This is a genomic window from Cellulomonas sp. NEAU-ZC6, from assembly GCF_056844425.1.
This window is the reverse complement of the sequence record NZ_JBXFYH010000002.1, coordinates 111,461-127,964: the sequence shown is the minus strand read 5'-3', so window position 1 is coordinate 127,964 and position 16,504 is coordinate 111,461. Positions and strand designations below refer to the sequence as shown.

Sequence of the window (16,504 nt, the reverse complement as noted above, 5' to 3'; positions counted from 1 at the left end):
ACGACGACGGCGGCGGGGGTGCGTACCGCCTCGGGCGCACCTCCGCCGCCGTCATCGACGAGCGAGGCGTCAGGCGCGGGCCAGCGCCAGCCCCTCGCCCTCCTGCGTGGACCGGGTGACGCGGACGGTGTCCCCGTCGTGCACCTCGCCGGCCAGCAGCAGCCGGGCCAGCCGGTCGCCGATCTCGCGCTGCACCAGGCGCCGCAGCGGCCGGGCGCCGTAGGCGGGGTCGAACCCCTCCATGGCGAGCCACTCCCGGGCGGCCGGGTCGACGTCCAGCGTGAGCCGCCGGTCGCGGAGCCGGGCGGCGAGCGCCGCCACCTGCAGGTCGACGATCCGGGTGATCTCGGCCAGCGACAGCGGGTCGAACAGCACGACGTCGTCCAGCCGGTTGAGGAACTCCGGCTTGAACGCCTCGCGCACGGCGCCCATCACGGCGTCCCGGCGGCCGGCCGGGTCGAGCAGCGGGTCGACGAGGAACTGCGAGCCGAGGTTGGACGTCAGGACCAGGATGACGTTCCGGAAGTCGACGGTGCGCCCCTGGCCGTCGGTCAGCCGGCCGTCGTCCAGCACCTGCAGCAGGATGTCGAACACCTCGGGGTGCGCCTTCTCGACCTCGTCCAGCAGCAGCACGGAGTACGGGCGGCGCCGGACGGCCTCGGTGAGCTGGCCGCCCTCCTCGTAGCCGACGTAGCCCGGGGGCGCCCCGATCAGGCGCGCCACCGAGTGCCGCTCGGCGTACTCGGACATGTCGATCCGCACCATGGCGCGCTCGTCGTCGAACAGGAAGTCCGCGAGCGCCTTGGCCAGCTCGGTCTTGCCGACGCCGGTCGGGCCGAGGAACAGGAACGAGCCCGTCGGCCGGTCGGGGTCGGCGATGCCCGCGCGGGAGCGGCGCACCGCGTCGGACACGGCGGCGACCGCCGTGCGCTGCCCGATCAGGCGCTCGCCGAGCACCTCCTCCATGCGGAGCAGCTTGGCCGTCTCGCCCTCGAGCAGGCGGCCGGCGGGGATGCCGGTCCACATGGCGACGACCTCGGCGATCTCGTCGGGGCCGACCTTGTCCGCGATCATCGGCGCGGCGTCGTGCTCCGCCAGGACCAGGGCGTCGGTGGCGCGCTCGCGCTCCTCGGCGGCGGCGATCTCCTGCTCGACGGCCGGGATCTCGCCGTACTGGATGCGCGCGGCGCCGGACAGGTCGCCCTCGCGCAGCAGCCGGTCCGCGGTGGACCGGAGCTCGTCCAGGCGCGCCTTGAGGTCGCCGACCAGGTTGTGCCCGGCCTTCTCCTTCTCCCACCGCGCGGTGAGCCCGGCCAGCTCCTCGCGGCGGTCGGCCAGGTCGGCGCGCAGCTTCTCCAGCCGCTCGCGCGAGGCGGGGTCGTCGGCCTCGGAGAGCACGACCTCCTCCATCTCGAGCCGGGTCACGGCCCGCTGCAGCTCGTCGATCTCGACCGGCGAGGAGTCCAGCTCCATGCGCAGCCGGGACGCGGCCTCGTCGACCAGGTCGATGGCCTTGTCGGGCAGCTGGCGGCCGGTGATGTACCGGTCGGACAGCGCGGCGGCCGCGACGAGCGCGGCGTCGGCGATCGTCACCTTGTGGTGCGCCTCGTACCGCTCCTTCAGCCCGCGCAGGATGGCGACGGTGTCCTCGACGGACGGCTCCCCGACGTACACCTGCTGGAACCGGCGCTCCAGGGCGGGGTCCTTCTCGATCCGCTCGCGGTACTCGTCCAGCGTGGTGGCGCCGACCAGCCGCAGCTCGCCGCGGGCGAGCATCGGCTTGAGCATGTTGCCGGCGTCCATGGCCCCCTCGCCGCCGGCGCCCGCGCCGACGACGGTGTGCAGCTCGTCGATGAACGTGACGACCTCGCCCTCGGAGGAGGTGATCTCCGTCAGGACGGCCTTGAGCCGCTCCTCGAACTCGCCGCGGTACTTGGCGCCCGCGACCATCGCCGCGAGGTCCAGCGAGACCAGCCGCTTGCCGCGCAGCGACTCGGGGACGTCCCCGGCGACGATGCGCTGCGCGAGCCCCTCGACCACGGCGGTCTTGCCGACGCCGGGCTCGCCGATCAGCACGGGGTTGTTCTTGGTGCGCCGGGACAGCACCTGGATCACCCGGCGGATCTCGGCGTCCCGGCCGATCACGGGGTCGAGCTTGCCGTCGCGGGCGCGCTCGGTGAGGTCGACGCCGTACTGCTCGAGCGCCTTGTAGGTGCCCTCGGGGTTCGGGCTGGTGACGCGGGCCGAGCCGCGCACCGACGGCAGCGCCGCGGCGAGCGCGTCCCGGGAGGCACCCTGCGCGCGCAGCGCGTCGGCGACCCCGGTCTGCCCGGCGGCGATGCCGAGCAGCAGGTGCTCGGTGGAGACGTAGTCGTCACCGAGCGTGCGCGCCTCGGCGTTCGCGGCGTCGAGCGCCGCACCCGTCGCGCGGGACGGCACGGGCTGCACGACCGACGACCCGGTGGCGGCGGGCAGGCCGACCAGGACGGCGCGCACGGCGCGGCCGAGCGCCTGGCGGTCGGCGCCGACGGCGTCGAGCAGCCCGGTGGCCACCCCGCCCTCCTGCGCGAGCAGCGCGTTCAGCAGGTGCGCCGGCTCCAGCTGCGGGTTCCCGGCGGCCGTCGCCTGCTGGATGGCGTCGCCGAGCGCCTCCTGCGTCTTGGTGGTCAGCTTCGCGTCCAACGTCCCCTCCGTGCGTGAGTCCTCGAGGCCCGGCACGTCCCGCCGGGCACCCGGCGCAACCGTGCCGAAGTTGAGCGTATTCCGCTCAACTCTCGCCGTCGACCCCGGGGCGGACCCCTTCCCGCCCCGCCGTGTCACACGCGCAGTCACATCCCGTCATGACACTGACATCTGTCATGACCCGTTGTGACCATGTTCACTCGCCCGACCCGCGCGCGACACATGCACGACATCGCCGATCTCGCATCTGACCAGGAGCTCGACCGAGCGTCGCAAACGTCCTTGCATGTCCGAGTTGCACGTCTGTCATCTGCGCATATGCCCGCAAACCGGACAGCGCTCGTGTGGCACATGTCACAAACGGTGCCCGATTCGCCCGAAGAGAGTTGCGCTGCGGAGGTCGCGACCAACACTCTTGGACCACCGTCGGCCGGGAGCACATCCGGCTCACAGGATCGTCCGCCACCACCTCGTCGCCCGCCCTTTCGGGTGACACCCCTGCCCAGATCGCCCGTCACCGAGTCACAGCGGACCGCGCTCCGCCCGCCGGCGTCCTCGCCGGGGATGCGCTCTCCGATCTCGTCCTCTTCGCCGCGTCACCGTCGCCGCTGGCTCTTCCCCTCCCGACCAGCGCCGAGGTGAGCGATGTTCATCTTCATCCTGCAGATCCGGCACATGCTCGACGACAACGCCGAGCTGTACCTGTTCACGATCTTCTCCGGCCTCGTGTGGGCCCTCTGGCTCCTCAAGGTGGGCCTGTCCCGGCGGTACCGCCCGTGGACGGCCGAGCACCACGAGACCACCAGCGTCATCGTCCCCGTCGTGGACGAGCCGCTCGACCTGTTCCGCGACGTGCTGACCCGCGTCACCGAGCAGCGCCCCGACGAGGTCATCGTCGTCATCAACGGCAAGCGGAACCCGGACCTCGAGGCGGTCTGCGACGAGTTCGCGCCCCTCGTGCGCTGGGTGCACACCCCGATCCCGGGCAAGCGCAACGCCGTCAAGATCGGCACCGAGCTGTCGAAGTACGACATCACCGTGCTGCTCGACTCCGACACGGTCTGGACGCCGGGCGCGCTGTCCGAGCTCATCAAGCCGTTCAAGGACTCGAACGTCGGCGGCGTCACCACCCGCCAGCGCATCCTGGAGCCGTCGCGCTCCTGGATCACCCGCTGGGCGGACTGGCTCGAGAACTCGCGGTCGCTCTACTCGATGCCCGCGCAGTCGGTGCTCGGCCAGGTCGGCTGCCTCCCGGGCCGCACGATCGCGTTCCGCCGGCACATCCTCATGGAGGTCATGCACGACTTCATGACGCAGCGGTTCATGGGCGTGTTCCTCGAGGTCTCCGACGACCGCACCCTGACCAACCTCACGCTGAAGCAGGGCTACCGCACCGTCTACCAGCACACGAGCCTGGTCTACACGGACGCTCCGCTGCAGGTGAAGAAGCTGTTCAAGCAGCAGCTGCGCTGGGCGCGCGGGTCGCAGTACAACACCCTGCGGATGCTGCCCTGGATGCTCGGGCACGCGCCGGTGCTGTCGATCTTCTTCCTCGCCGACATCATCCTGCCGTTCCTGCTGGTCGGCACGATCGCCGGCTGGATCTACCGGTCCGTCAGCGGCACCGGCGTCAACCTCTACGAGGCGATGCTGGAGACCTACGGCGCGCAGGCCGGCTGGTTCTGGGTCATCGGCCTGATGGTCGTGTCCTCCGTGCTGTCGATGGCGATCCGCCAGATCCGGCACCTGCAGGAGGTCCCCAGCGACTTCTTCCGGCTCCCGATCTTCATCATCGTGTCGACGTTCTTCCTCATGCCGGTCCGCCTGCTCGGCTTCCTGCGGATGGCGCACGCCTCCGGCTGGGGCACCCGCGCCGGCGCCTACGCCGGTGGCGACCCGGGGTTCTCCGAGGAGACCCCGACGGACCAGTCGCTCGAGGCCGAGCTCGGCCTGATGGCCGGACCCGCCCCGGTGGACGTCGTCGACCGGACGTCGGCCGACGCGACCGGCGGCTTCCCGACGCAGCGCGACCACGCCACGGACCCGGGCACCCCGGTCCACGCGCACGTCTCGCCCGCCGCCCTCGCGGCCGGCGACGCGCCGGAGAACGCCCCCGCCGCTGCTGCCGTGCTGGCCGCACCCGACCTGGCCGCGCCCGACCGGCAGGCGGCGCTCGCCACGCTCCCCGAGAGCTCGCGGCGGCAGGCCCGTACGGCTGCCCCCGCCCCGACCCGCAAGCGGCTCAACCCGCTGGCCGCCATCCCCTACGGGATCGCCGTGATCCTGTTCGCCCTGGAGGCACTCCTCTATGTCTGACGCACCGAGCACGCACACCGGCAAGGCCTGGTGGGCGCCCACGATGGGCCGGATGACCATGCGGGCGCGCATCGCGACCGCGACCATCGCCGTGGCGCTCCTGGCGATCACCCTGGTGGTGTGGAACACCCCGACGGTCTCCTCGATCGTGGGGGCCGCCGCCAACGAGCCGACGGCCGAGGAGCTCGCGCTCCAGGCCCGCAACGCCGAGCTGGAGGGGCAGCTGCAGGCCAGCCGCTCCCAGGCCGACGCCCTCCGGGACGTCCTGGCCGACGAGCAGGCCGCCCGCAAGAAGGGCGAGGCCGACGGCGCCAAGGCCCAGGCCGAGCGCGAGGCCGCGGCGGCCGCCGCCGAGGCCGACGCCGGCAAGAAGTCCACGGGCTCGACGTCGTCGGGCTCGAAGTCCGGCTCCCGCAGCGGCTCCAAGGCCGCGGCCGGCGGCGCCGGCGCGGGCTCCGGCGGCGCCACGCCGAACAACCCGAGCACGCCGGTGCCGAGCAACCCGACGGCGCCGCCCGCGACGCCGACCAAGCCGACCGCGCCCACCAAGGCCGAGCTGGTGGACCCGTCGTCCCGCTACTTCGGCATGTACACCGAGCAGGCCCCGTTCAACTGGGCCACGTTCGACGCGGCGGCCTCCGACGTCGGCCAGACGCAGAACATGGTCGGCTACTTCGGCGGCTGGGACGAGGACTTCCGGGCCAACGCGGTCACGCGGGCCTGGGAGCGCGACATGCTGCCGATGCTCACCTGGGAGTCGCGCCCGATCGCCTCGAAGAACGACGTCGTGGACGAGCCGGCCTACAGCCTGCCGCGGATCCTCGCCGGCGACTTCGACGCCTACCTGACCAAGTACGCGCAGGACATCGCCGCCACCGGCTTGCCGCTGGCCATCCGGCTCGACCACGAGATGAACGGCGTCTGGTACCCCTGGGCCGAGCAGACCGGCTCCGGCGCGCCGATCAACGGCAACGGCGTCGGCGACTTCGTGCAGATGTGGCAGCACGTGCACGACATCTTCGAGGCCAACGGTGCCAACCAGTACGTCGTCTGGGTGTGGGCGCCGAACATCGTCAACAACCTGCCGGCGGCCAACCAGAGCCAGGAGTTCCTGCAGGCGCTCTACCCCGGCGACGCGTACGTCGACTGGGTCGGCCTCTCCGGCTACCAGCGTCCGCCGTACAAGGCGGACAACGACTCGACGTTCTCGTACACCTACGGCCGGACGCTCGAGCAGCTCCGGGCGATCACGGACAAGAAGATCCTGCTGGCCGAGGTCGGCGCGTCCGAGATCGGCGGCACCAAGCCCGCCTGGGTGAAGTCGTTCTTCGAGGGCTTCGACCCCGGCGCCAACGACGACGTGATCGGCTTCGCGTGGTTCAACCTCGCGGTCAGCACCTACGTCGACGGCCAGCTGGCGACGAACGACTGGCGGGTCGACTCGCGGGCCAACAGCCTCGAGGCGTTCCGCGCCGGCATCGCCGCCCCCGCCCGCGGGTTCGGCGGGTCGGTGCTCGGCACCACCGCCGCCCTGCCGCTCGCGGCCCCGACGCTGCCCGCGGCGCCGGCCCCCGAGCCGGCGGCCGAGGCCCCGGCCCCGACGACCGCGCCGGGCCCGGCGCCGTCCCCGGCGCCCAGCGGCACCCCGAGCCCGGCCCCCACCGCCGTGCCCACGCCCACCCCGACCCCGACGGCCGCCCCGTGAACCGCCGGACCCGCACCCCCCGCAGCCCGCGCCCCACCGTGAGGAGCACTCCCATGAACGACGCGTCCCTCTCCGCCGCCACCCTGGCGGCCGAGGACCTGGCCGCCTCCGGCCCCGCCCCCGAGCCCGCCGGCTCGCACAAGATCAGCGTCTACGGCACCGGCTACCTCGGCGCCACGCACGCGGTCGCCATGGCCGAGCTCGGCTTCGAGGTCCTCGGCGCCGACATCGACCAGAGCAAGGTCGACGCCCTCGCCGCCGGCAAGGTGCCGTTCTACGAGCCCGGGCTCGACCCGCTGCTCGAGAAGCACCTCGCCACCGGCCGCCTGAAGTTCACGACCGACCTCGCGGCGGCCGCCGCCTGGGGCGACGTGCACTTCATCTGCGTGGGCACCCCGCAGATGAAGACCAGCCACGCCGCCAACCTGGCCTACGTCGAGTCCGCCGCGACCACCATCGCCCGCAACCTGACCAAGGACGGGCTGATCGTCGGCAAGTCGACCGTCCCGGTCGGCACCGCGGCCCGGCTGCGCGAGCTGATCGCGCCCGAGCTGCCCGCCGGCACGTCGGCGGAGCTGGTCTGGAACCCCGAGTTCCTGCGCGAGGGCAAGGCCGTCGAGGACACCCTGCACCCGGACCGCATCGTCATCGGCGGCACCTCCGCCCGTGCCGAGGCCACGCTGCGCGAGGTCTACGCCGGCCCGATCGCCGAGGGCACCCCGGTCGTCGTGACCGACCTGCCGACCGCGGAGCTGGTCAAGGTCAGCGCCAACGCGTTCCTGGCCACGAAGATCTCGTTCATCAACGCGATCTCCACGGTCTGCGAGGCCGCCGGCGCCGACGTCACGGTGCTCGCCGACGCCCTGGGCCACGACGTCCGCATCGGCCGCCAGTTCCTCAACGCCGGCCTCGGCTTCGGCGGCGGCTGCCTGCCCAAGGACATCCGCGCGCTCATGCACCGCGCCAACGAGCTCGGCGCGTACCGGGCCTCGGCGCTGCTGCAGCAGGTCGACGAGATCAACATGGGCCAGCGCGAGCGCGTGCTGGACATGGCGGTCGAGGCCTGCGGCGGCTCCGTGCTGAACCGCCGGATCGGCGTGCTCGGCGCGGCGTTCAAGCCGGACACCGACGACGTCCGCGACTCGCCGGCGCTGAACGTCGCCGCGGCGCTGCACCTGCGCGGCGCCCAGGTGACGGTCTTCGACCCCGAGGCCGGCGACACCGCGCGCCGGTCCTTCCCGACGCTGTCCTACGCGACCTCCATCGAGGAGGCCGTCGAGGGCACCGACGTCGTCCTGGTCCTCACCGAGTGGGACGAGTTCGCCAACGCCGACGCCGTGAAGCTGGCGCCGCTGGCGGCCACCCCGCGCGTCGTCGACGCGCGCGGCAAGCTGGACCCGGCCCGCTGGCGCGACGCCGGCTGGCAGTTCGCGGGTCTGGGCCGCACCGCCGCCTGAGACGGCGGCCCCGGACGGGGGCGTCCTGGTGGACCGGCGCGCGGAGGGGGCGCCGGTCCGCCGGGACGCCCCCTTCGCCGTCCCCGGGGTCCGCGCGGTCTGGTCGCGTGTCGGTGCGCGGTGGTCTGATGGGCGCACGGCGCCCCGGACCGGCGGGGCCCGACGTCGAGGGAGACGACGATGACCGTGCGCGACCAGCCCTGGCCCGACCGCACGCCCTGCTGGGCGGAGCTCGCCGTCCCCGACCTCGAGGCGGGGCGCCGGTTCTACGGCGAGCTGCTCGGCTGGCGGTGGCAGGTGGGTCCGGAGGAGACCGGCTTCTACAGCGAGGGGCTGCTGGGCGGCCGCCGCGCCGCCGCGCTGAGCGGCGTGCTCCCGGACGGCGCCGCACCCGCCTGGCTCACGTTCCTCGCGTCGTCGGACGTGCGCGCCGACGCCGACCGGGCGACGGCGGCCGGTGCGACGGCGCTGGCCGGGCCGATGGACGTCATGGACTTCGGGTCGATGGCGGTGCTCGCGGACCCCACCGGCGCGGCGGTCGCGCTCTGGCAGGCGGGCACGTCGATCGGCGCGGAGGTGGTGAACGAGCCCGGCGCGATGATCTGGAACGAGCACCTGTCCACCCGCTCGGCCGACGCCCGGGCGTTCTACCGGGACGCGTTCGGGTACGGGCTGCAGGACATCAGCGCCGAGGGCTTCGACTACGCGACGCTGCAGGTGGACGGCCGGGACGTCGGCGGGATCGGTGGCGGTCCGCACTGGCCGCAGGCGTCGTGGGCGGTCTACTTCGCGGTGCCCGACACGGACGCGGCGGCCGCTGCCGCCGTGCGCCTCGGCGGGGCGGTCGTGGCCGAGCCGGAGGACACGCCGTACGGCCGGCTCGCCGAGGTCACCGGGCCGTTCGGCGAGCACCTCTGGCTGATGTCGACCGCCGAGCCGAGCAGCGCGCCGCTCGCCTGAGCCGGTCGCCCGAGCCGGTCGCCCGAGCTGGTCGCCTGACCCGGTCGCCAGAGCCGGTCCCGGGGCGCGCGTCCGGGCCGCGCGCCGGGGGTGCTCGCGCGGCTACCCTCGACGCCGTGCCCGCGCCGGACGACCGCCCCGCCGCCCCGTCCGCCGGGGCCGCGTTCCAGCCCGCCCGGAAGTCGGCCGGGGAGCCGGTGCGCACCTTCCACCCGCGCAAGGCCGCCCTGGGCCCGCGCCGCGCCGAGGCCCTGGAGCGGTTGTGGCCCCGCCTCGGGTTCTCCGTGCACGACCCGGCGCTCGGCCTGCCGCCCACCGCCCCGGACGGCACGCTCGACACGGCCGCGCTGTTCGGCCGGGTGGCGCCGGTCGTGCTCGAGATCGGCTCCGGGATGGGCGACACCACCGTCGAGATGGCCGCCGCCGACCCCGGCCGTGACTACCTCGCGGTCGAGGTGCACCTGCCGGGGGTCGCGCACCTGCTGACGCTCGTCGAGGACGCCGGCCTGACCAACGTCCGGGTGGCGCACGGCGACGCGCTCGACCTGGTGCGGCGGCTCGTCGCCCCGGACGCGCTCGACGCGGTGCACGTGTTCTTCCCGGACCCGTGGCCGAAGGCCCGGCACCACAAGCGCCGCATCATCGCCCCCGAGCACGTCGCGCTGCTCCGCAGCCGACTGCGGGTCGGCGGCACGCTGCACTGCGCGACCGACTGGGAGCAGTACGCGCAGCAGATGCTCGAGGTCGTCGAGGGCGACCCCGGGCTGACGAACGTCTCCGCCGGCTACACGCCGCGGCCGGAGCACCGGCCGGTGACCAAGTTCGAGGCCCGCGGCCTCGAGGAGGGCCGCGCCTCGCGCGACGTCGTCGCCACCCGCACGTCCTGACGTCCGGCCGGGTGCCCAGCCCGGTCCCGCCTGGTCCCGACCTGGTCCCGGCCCGGTTGCTGCTTGGTCGCCGGCCCGATCGCCGCGGGGTCAGCCCCGGGTGAGGTCGTCGATGCGCAGCACGCGGTCGGCGGTGCGCACGGCGCCCGGCCGGTGCGCGATGACCAGCACGGTGCGGCCGCGGGCGGCCTCGGCCAGGGCGCCGGTGATCTCGGCCTCGGTGGCGACGTCGAGCTGGCTGGTCGCCTCGTCCAGCACCAGCACGGGCGCGTCCAGCAGCAGCGCCCGGGCGATGGCGACGCGCTGCCGCTGCCCGCCGGACAGCCGCTCGCCCATCTCCCCGACACGGGTCTGGTAGCCGTCGGGCATGGCGACGACCGCGTCGTGCAGGGCGGCCCGGCGGCAGGCGTCCTCCAGCTCGGCGTCGGTGGCGTCGGGCGCGGCCAGCCGCAGGTTCGCCGCGAGGGTGTCGTTGAACAGGTAGGTGCTCTGGCCGACGACGGCGACGTGCCGGCGCAGGTCCTCCAGCGAGACGTCCCGCACGTCGACGCCGCCGAGCAGGACGCGCCCGGCGTCCGGGTCCCAGGCCCGGGTGAGCAGGTTCACCAGCGTGGACTTGCCGGAACCGGAGGAGCCGACGACCGCGGTGGTGCTGCCCGCGGGCACGTGCAGGTCGAGCCCGGTGAGCACGGGCCGGCGCTCGGCGGGCGCCAGGGCGGCGGCCGGGTCGTCGGGGTCGACGTCGGGTGCGGGGTAGGTGAACGCGACACCCTCGAACCGCACGTCCAGCGGCCCGTCGGGCAGCGGCACGGGGTCGGCGGGCGTGCGGGTCGCGGGGGCGGCGTCGGTGACCCGCCAGATCCGCCGGGCGGCGGCGAACGCCTGCTCCAGCTCGGGCGCGACGTCCTCGACGGCGAGCACCGGCGTGAAGACCGCGAGGGAGACGACCACGGCGACCGCGTAGGAGGCCCAGTCCAGGGCACCGGCCTCGACCCGCGCGGCCCCGACCAGGGCCACCACCACGACGGCGGCGACCAGCAGGACGGCGTTCGCGGCACGGCGTCGGGCCGTCCAGGTGGCCAGGCCGGCCAGCCCGGTGCCCACGTCGGCGGCGACGGCCCGGGCCTCGGCGCGGCGGCGGTCGGCGGCGCCGAACGCGAGCACCTCGCGCACGCCCTGCAGCGACTCGGTGACCAGCTGCGCGAGCCGGCCGCGCGCGGCACGCACCCGGGTGGCCGCGGCGGCGCTCGGCGTGCGGCCCCAGGCGGGGACGACGGCCCCGACCAGCAGCAGGAACGGCAGCAGCACCAGCGCGAGCACCAGGTCGAACCCGACGGCGAGCACCACGAGGACGGTCAGGGGCACGACGACCGCGGCGACGGCCGGCACCAGGGTGTGCGCGAAGAACACCTCGACCTTGTCGACGTCCTTGGTCGCGCGGTTCACCAGGTCGCCCGTGCGTCGCGACAGCACGCCCGCGGGCGACTGCGGCGCGAGGCGGTCGTAGAAGTCGACGCGCAGCATGGCCAGCGCGCGGAAGGCGACGGCGTGCCCGGTGAACTGCTCCAGGTACCGGACGACACCCTTCACCAGCGACAGCACGACGAGCGTCCAGACCACCGGGGCGACCGGCGCGGACGGGTCGTCGGCGAGCCGCGCGACGCCCCAGGCCGCGACGCCGAGCAGCGCGATGCCCAGCAGCTGGCCGAGCACCCGGCAGACGAGGGACGCCGCCAGCGGCGGCAGCACGGGGCGGCCGAACCGGACCAGCCGGCGCGAGATCGCGGCCCGGCTCAGCGGGACGTCGGCGCCCGGGGCCGCCGGGGACGCCGTGGCGGCCGTGCCCGGGGCGGTGGTCGCGGTCACGGGCGGGCCTCCGTCGCGGTCGGGGCGACACCGGACAGGTCCAGCGCACGGGCGTAGTAGGAGTCGATGCCGCCGAGGTGGTCGGGCGGGCCCTGCTCGACGATCCGGCCCTCGGCGAGGACGAGCACCTCGTCCGCGCCGCGCACGGTGCTCAGCCGGTGCGCCACCAGGATCACGGTGCGGCCGGTGCCCGCCCGGTCCAGCGCCTCGACCAGCGCGGACTCCGACGCGGCGTCGACCTGGCTGGTGGGCTCGTCGAGCAGCAGCACGGGCGCGTCCTTGAGCAGGGCCCGCGCGACGGCGAGCCGCTGCGCCTGCCCGCCCGACAGCGACAGCCCGCGCTCCCCCACCCGGGTGGCGAGCCCGTCGGGGAACCGCCGGACGTCGTCGGCGAGGTTCGACTGCGCGAGCGCGTCCCACAGCCGGTCGTCGTCGGCGTCGGGCGCCGCGAGCCGCAGGTTGTCCGCGAGGGTGCCGGTGAACAGGTAGGTGCTCTGCGCGACGACGGCGGTCTGCGCGCGCACCCAGTCGACCGGCACGGTCGTCGCGTCGTGCCCGCCGACCCGGACCTGCCCGGAGCCGGGTCGCAGGTGCGCCTGGACCAGCGCGGCGACGGTGCTCTTGCCGGAGCCGGACGGCCCGATCAGCGCGACGCGCCCGCCGCGGGGCACGGTGAACGACACGTCGTCCAGCACCGGGCGGCCGCCGGGATAGGCGAACGACACGTGCTCGAGCGCGACGGCCTCGGGCCGGTCGGCGGTCCCGTCGCCGGGGCCGACGTCGGCGGCCGTCGCCCGGTGATCCACGTGGAACGTGCTGGTCGCGGGCGCGCGCACACCCGGGGCGTCGCCCGCCGTGGCGGGCTGCGCGAGCACGGCGTCGATCTCCCGGACCGCGGCCCGGCCGCCCATGCCGACGTAGAAGAACTGGCCGACGCGGTCGAGCGGCTCGAGCAGGACGGTCGACACCAGCACGACGGCGATCGCCTGCCCCGGCGTGATCGCGCCGTCCCGCAGCCGCACCATCGCCAGGCCGGCGGCGGCGGTCACCATCGCGAGCGAGAACGACGAGTCGATGACCAGCAGCACCAGCTGGTTGCGCGCGAGCAGGCCCATCACCATCCGCCGCAGCTGCTCGGCGCCGCGCGCCAGCTCGGCACCCTTGGCACCCGCGCGGTTGAACGCCGTCGACGTCGGCAGGCCCTGGATCGCGTCGAGGAACTGCGCGGCGAACCGGCGCGCGGTCATCCGGTACTGCACGGAGACGCCGCGGAACGCCTTCTGGAACCCGCCGACCAGCAGCGGGATCGCGGGCAGCGCCAGGGCGAGCCAGCCGGCCACCACCCAGTCGACGGCGGCACCCAGCGCCACCAGCGCGACCACCGGCACGGTCATCGACGCGACGATCGGGAACTTGAAGGTGGCCTCGTAGGAGGCGGCACGCTCGACGCCGTCGGTGGCGGTCGACACGAACCGGCCGGAGCGCTCCTGGGTGCGGAACGCGACGCCGAGCCGGAACACCTGCTCCAGCAGCACGTCGCGCCGCTCGGACTCGCGCGGTCCGACGGCGCCGAGGCTCAGACGCGGGCCGGCGAACGCCGCCGCGGCCAGCGCCACGACGCCCAGCACGATCACGGCGACGGCCCCGGCCGGCACGCCGTCGCCCGTGCGGGCGGAGTCCAGCACGGCACCGAGCGCCAGGTAGACCGCCGTGGTCCCCGCGGCGACGACCCAGGTGAGCACGGCCGGCAGCACGCCGACCCGCCGGGGCAGCGCGGGGGTCGGGACCTGCGGGGGGCCGACCGGACCCGCGCCGGGCCGGCCGGGGTGCCCGCCACCGGGGTGACCGGCCGGACGACCGCCGGGCCGCCCGCCCGGGTGGCCACCGGAGTGCCCGCCACCGGGGTGCCCGCCACCCGGCCCGGTCCCGGGAGCCCCGGCGGGTCGTGCGGCGTGCGGCGCGGTCATGCGGGGTGTCCTCCGTCGTGCGGTCGCGAGGTCTCGGGGAGCACGATGCCACCCGGCACCCCCGGACCGCTCTCCGGGGCGGCCCCGCGGGCGGCGGGTGCGACGGGACTCACAGCCACGGCGGCCCGAGCGCGGCGGCGCCGGACGACGAGCAGGGCCACGATCCCCCCGGCGAGCGCCAGCACCAGGACCGCGAACGCCCACGGCACGGCCACGACGGACGCGTCGGCGGTGGCGCGCGCGGTCGCCCCGCCGCCGAGCCCGACGGCGGTGGCGGCGGCGAGGACCTGGACGTCGACGGAGCCGAGCGCGCGCACGTCGTCGAGCACGACCTCGCGCTCGACGACCGAGCCGGGCAGCACCTCGACGGCCTCGTCGGCGGGCACGGCCTCGACGGTGCGGCGCGTGCCGGCCAGGCCGGCGACGGTGACGGCCTCGGTCGCCACGATGCGGGCGTTGCCGGTGTTCGTCACGCGGTACCGGACCACCACGGAGCCGGCGCCCACCGGGTTCGGGGTGCCGTGGTGCTCGACGGTCAGGCCCTCGATCGTGAGCGCGGGGGCGACCTCGCCCGCGACGCGCAGGTGCATCCGCAGCGCGAGGCGGCGGTCCAGGCGCACGGTGGAGCCGTCGTCGGCGCTGACGGCCGCCGTGACGACGCCGCCGCTGTGGTCGCCGGGGGTGGCGTCGGCGGGGACGCGGACGGTGAACGGCACCTCGACGGACGCTCCGGCCGCGAGGGAGACGTGCGGGACGTCCAGGGCGACCCAGGTGCCCGCGCCGGTCGAGGGCTCGTCGGCGGGCAGCAGGTCCAGCTGGCCGCTGGTCGTGGTGCGGGCGTCGGCGGCGTAGACGTCGAGCTCCAGGGGGGACTGCCCGTGGTTGGTGACCACGACGGCGTCGCGCAGCTCGGTGCCGGGCTCGACGGCGTAGGCGAAGTTCGCCCGGCCGGTGCCCTGGTCGCCGTCGGCGGGCACGACGCCCCAGGACAGCGCGGCGGGGTCGGTAGCGGGGTCGGTGGCGGCAGCCGCGACGCCGGCCGGGCCGGGGACGAGCAGGAGCAGCGCCGCGGCGAGCAGCGCCGCCACCGCTCGTCCCGTCCCGCGCGGGCGGGTGCCGCGCGGGACGGGAGCAGCGGGGGGCAGGACGGGGGCGTCGGTCACGGTCGGCTCAGCCGACCACGGTCAGGGTCAGCACCCCGGTGTAGTCGCCCGACGGGGTGTCGAGCGGCAGGCGCAGACCCAGGGCGGCGTCGACCGCCACGGTGCCGGCGGGGTGGCCGGCGGGCGCGGAGACCAGCGTCGAGGACGCCGACAGGCCGGAACCGGCACCCGCGGTCACGGGCGCACCGGCGACGGCGCCGACGGAGTTGCCGCTCAGCGCGGGGGTCCAGCCGAGCGCGGAGCCCGGGAACGAGCCGGCCGTGCCGGTGAACGCCGAGACCGCGCCGTTGAGGGTCCACGCGTCGCCGGTGGAGCGCGTGTCGGAGACCGAGACCTGCTTGAGCGCACCGGACGCGCTGAACCCGCTCGCGTCCGCGACGGCCGTGCCGAGGCTGACCGCGCCCGCGCCGCCGCCGACCGACCAGGTCAGCTCACCGGGCTCGGGCTCGACGGGGGTGGTGGGGACGGTGACCTCGAGGTCGACGTCCGCGTCCCCGCCCGTGCCCGGGTCGGTGCCGGGGTCGGTGCCCGGGTCGGTCGCGTCGACGGTCCACGCGACGGCCAGCGGCTGGGTGACCTTCTTCGGGTCGGCCGCGCCGCCCGAGGAGTACCAGTACGAGGTCTGGCCCGTCTTGGCCTGGAAGTCCACGAACGACTGCGGGAACGAGCCCCAGCTCGCGCCCGTCCGGGTCTGGGTGCCGCCCGCCGGGGTGACCTCGACCCCCAGGTAGTCCGGGGTGACGGTGAAGCCGTCGGCGTCCACGGCCACGCCGGTCAGGTCGGCGAGGACGATCTGCTCCGGGGCCACCGGGACCCACTGCGACATGTCCTCCATCGAGGTGCCGTAGCCGGACGCCGTACCGGTCAGCTGGCCGGTCCCGTCCGCCGCCACGGTGAGGACCGGGTCGCTGAACGTCCAGTAGGTCATGCCGCCGTAGAACGCGACGGTGACGTCGCCGTCCCACGCGATCGACGCGGTGCCCGCGGCGACGTCGACGGTGCCGGTGCCGCCCGCGAACACGGCCTGGTTCAGCGTGCTGCTGCCGGCCTGCGGGTTCACGGCGGCGCCGTTCGCCCCCACGCACCTGGTCGCCCAGGTCGGCTGCTCGTAGCCGCCCGCGGCGGTCGGCTTCTGGATCGTGACGTTCCCGGCGGCCGACGCGTAGAACCCGTCCGCCTCCGTCCAGGTCCGGGACGACCCGGTGTTGCCGGCCGCGCCGGCGCTGAGGAAGTTGCAGCCGCCGAAGTACGCGCCGCCGCCGGTCTCCTGGTTCAGGGTCCAGCGCAGCTGGACGTCGTCGACGGTCGCCGGCGCCGCGGCGGCCGGCAGCGCGGTCACCAGCGCGGTCGCGGCACCCAGGGCGACTGCCCCCAGGGCGGCCACGGCACGCCGCGCTCGGTGACGGTTCGCATCCACCATCGTCAGTTCCTCTCGGTCGGTGCCGGGCGGGGGCCCGGCGGGGGTCGGCGCGCCGTGCGGCGCACCGGGGGTCCGAGCCGG

At 75.3% G+C, this 16,504-nt stretch carries 10 protein-coding genes; 5 read left to right on the top strand and 5 right to left on the bottom strand.

Annotation, left to right across the window (positions count from 1 at the left end):
• Positions 1-69 precede the first annotated feature (69 nt).
• Complete coding sequence (clpB, locus tag AC1050_RS10600) at positions 70-2,682, bottom strand: ATP-dependent chaperone ClpB (RefSeq protein WP_482387374.1); 2,613 nt, start codon at positions 2,680-2,682, stop codon at positions 70-72.
• Positions 2,683-3,327: 645 nt separating this feature from the next.
• On the opposite strand from clpB, the gene AC1050_RS10595 reads away from it, so the two are divergent.
• The 5 genes from AC1050_RS10595 (at position 3,328) to trmB (ending at position 10,007) form a co-directional block, all read left to right on the top strand.
• The gene (locus AC1050_RS10595) at positions 3,328-4,998 is read left to right on the top strand and encodes a glycosyltransferase (protein ID WP_482387373.1); all 1,671 of its coding nucleotides are present in this window, start codon (positions 3,328-3,330) and stop codon (positions 4,996-4,998) included.
• Positions 4,991-6,703, top strand: coding sequence for a glycoside hydrolase family 26 protein (locus AC1050_RS10590; RefSeq protein ID WP_482387372.1), 1,713 nt, complete (start codon positions 4,991-4,993; stop codon positions 6,701-6,703). The genes AC1050_RS10595 and AC1050_RS10590 overlap by 8 nt, the downstream gene beginning before the upstream one ends.
• A gap of 53 nt (positions 6,704-6,756) precedes the next feature.
• Entirely contained in the window at positions 6,757-8,160 is a 1,404-nt protein-coding gene (locus AC1050_RS10585) for a UDP-glucose dehydrogenase family protein (protein WP_482387371.1), read from the top strand.
• A gap of 180 nt (positions 8,161-8,340) precedes the next feature.
• Positions 8,341-9,120 carry a VOC family protein gene (locus tag AC1050_RS10580; protein WP_482387370.1) on the top strand — a complete coding sequence of 260 codons (780 nt, stop codon included), beginning with the start codon at positions 8,341-8,343 and terminating at the stop codon, positions 9,118-9,120.
• A 116-nt stretch (positions 9,121-9,236) separates the two neighbouring features.
• Positions 9,237-10,007 carry a tRNA (guanosine(46)-N7)-methyltransferase TrmB gene (gene trmB, locus AC1050_RS10575; RefSeq protein WP_482387369.1) on the top strand — a complete coding sequence of 257 codons (771 nt, stop codon included), beginning with the start codon at positions 9,237-9,239 and terminating at the stop codon, positions 10,005-10,007.
• A 90-nt stretch (positions 10,008-10,097) separates the two neighbouring features.
• Here trmB and cydC read toward each other — a convergent pair whose 3' ends face one another.
• From cydC to AC1050_RS10555, 4 genes are read right to left on the bottom strand one after another with little or no spacing between them, the layout of a single operon-like run.
• On the bottom strand, positions 10,098-11,873 hold the full coding sequence (gene cydC / locus AC1050_RS10570; RefSeq protein ID WP_482387368.1) for a thiol reductant ABC exporter subunit CydC: 1,776 nt from the start codon (positions 11,871-11,873) through the stop codon (positions 10,098-10,100).
• Positions 11,870-13,840, bottom strand: coding sequence for an ABC transporter ATP-binding protein/permease (locus AC1050_RS10565; RefSeq protein WP_482387367.1), 1,971 nt, complete (start codon positions 13,838-13,840; stop codon positions 11,870-11,872). Before AC1050_RS10565 ends, cydC begins: the two co-directional genes overlap by 4 nt.
• Entirely contained in the window at positions 13,837-15,003 is a 1,167-nt protein-coding gene (locus tag AC1050_RS10560) for a WxL protein peptidoglycan domain-containing protein (RefSeq protein ID WP_482387366.1), read from the bottom strand. Before AC1050_RS10560 ends, AC1050_RS10565 begins: the two co-directional genes overlap by 4 nt.
• Before the next feature lie 7 nt (positions 15,004-15,010).
• The gene (locus AC1050_RS10555; RefSeq protein ID WP_482387365.1) at positions 15,011-16,387 is read right to left on the bottom strand and encodes a hypothetical protein; all 1,377 of its coding nucleotides are present in this window, start codon (positions 16,385-16,387) and stop codon (positions 15,011-15,013) included.
• Positions 16,388-16,504 lie beyond the last annotated feature (117 nt).

Bases quoted from the DNA above. Each gene is read 5' to 3' on its own strand.
- AC1050_RS10595 (WP_482387373.1), top strand. From the start codon at position 3,328: ATGTTCATCTTCATCCTGCAGATCCGGCACATGCTCGACGACAACGCC.
- AC1050_RS10590 (WP_482387372.1), top strand. From the start codon at position 4,991: ATGTCTGACGCACCGAGCACGCACACCGGCAAGGCCTGGTGGGCGCCC.
- AC1050_RS10585 (WP_482387371.1), top strand. From the start codon at position 6,757: ATGAACGACGCGTCCCTCTCCGCCGCCACCCTGGCGGCCGAGGACCTG.
- AC1050_RS10580 (WP_482387370.1), top strand. From the start codon at position 8,341: ATGACCGTGCGCGACCAGCCCTGGCCCGACCGCACGCCCTGCTGGGCG.
- AC1050_RS10565 (WP_482387367.1), bottom strand. From the start codon at position 13,840: ATGACCGCGCCGCACGCCGCACGACCCGCCGGGGCTCCCGGGACCGGG.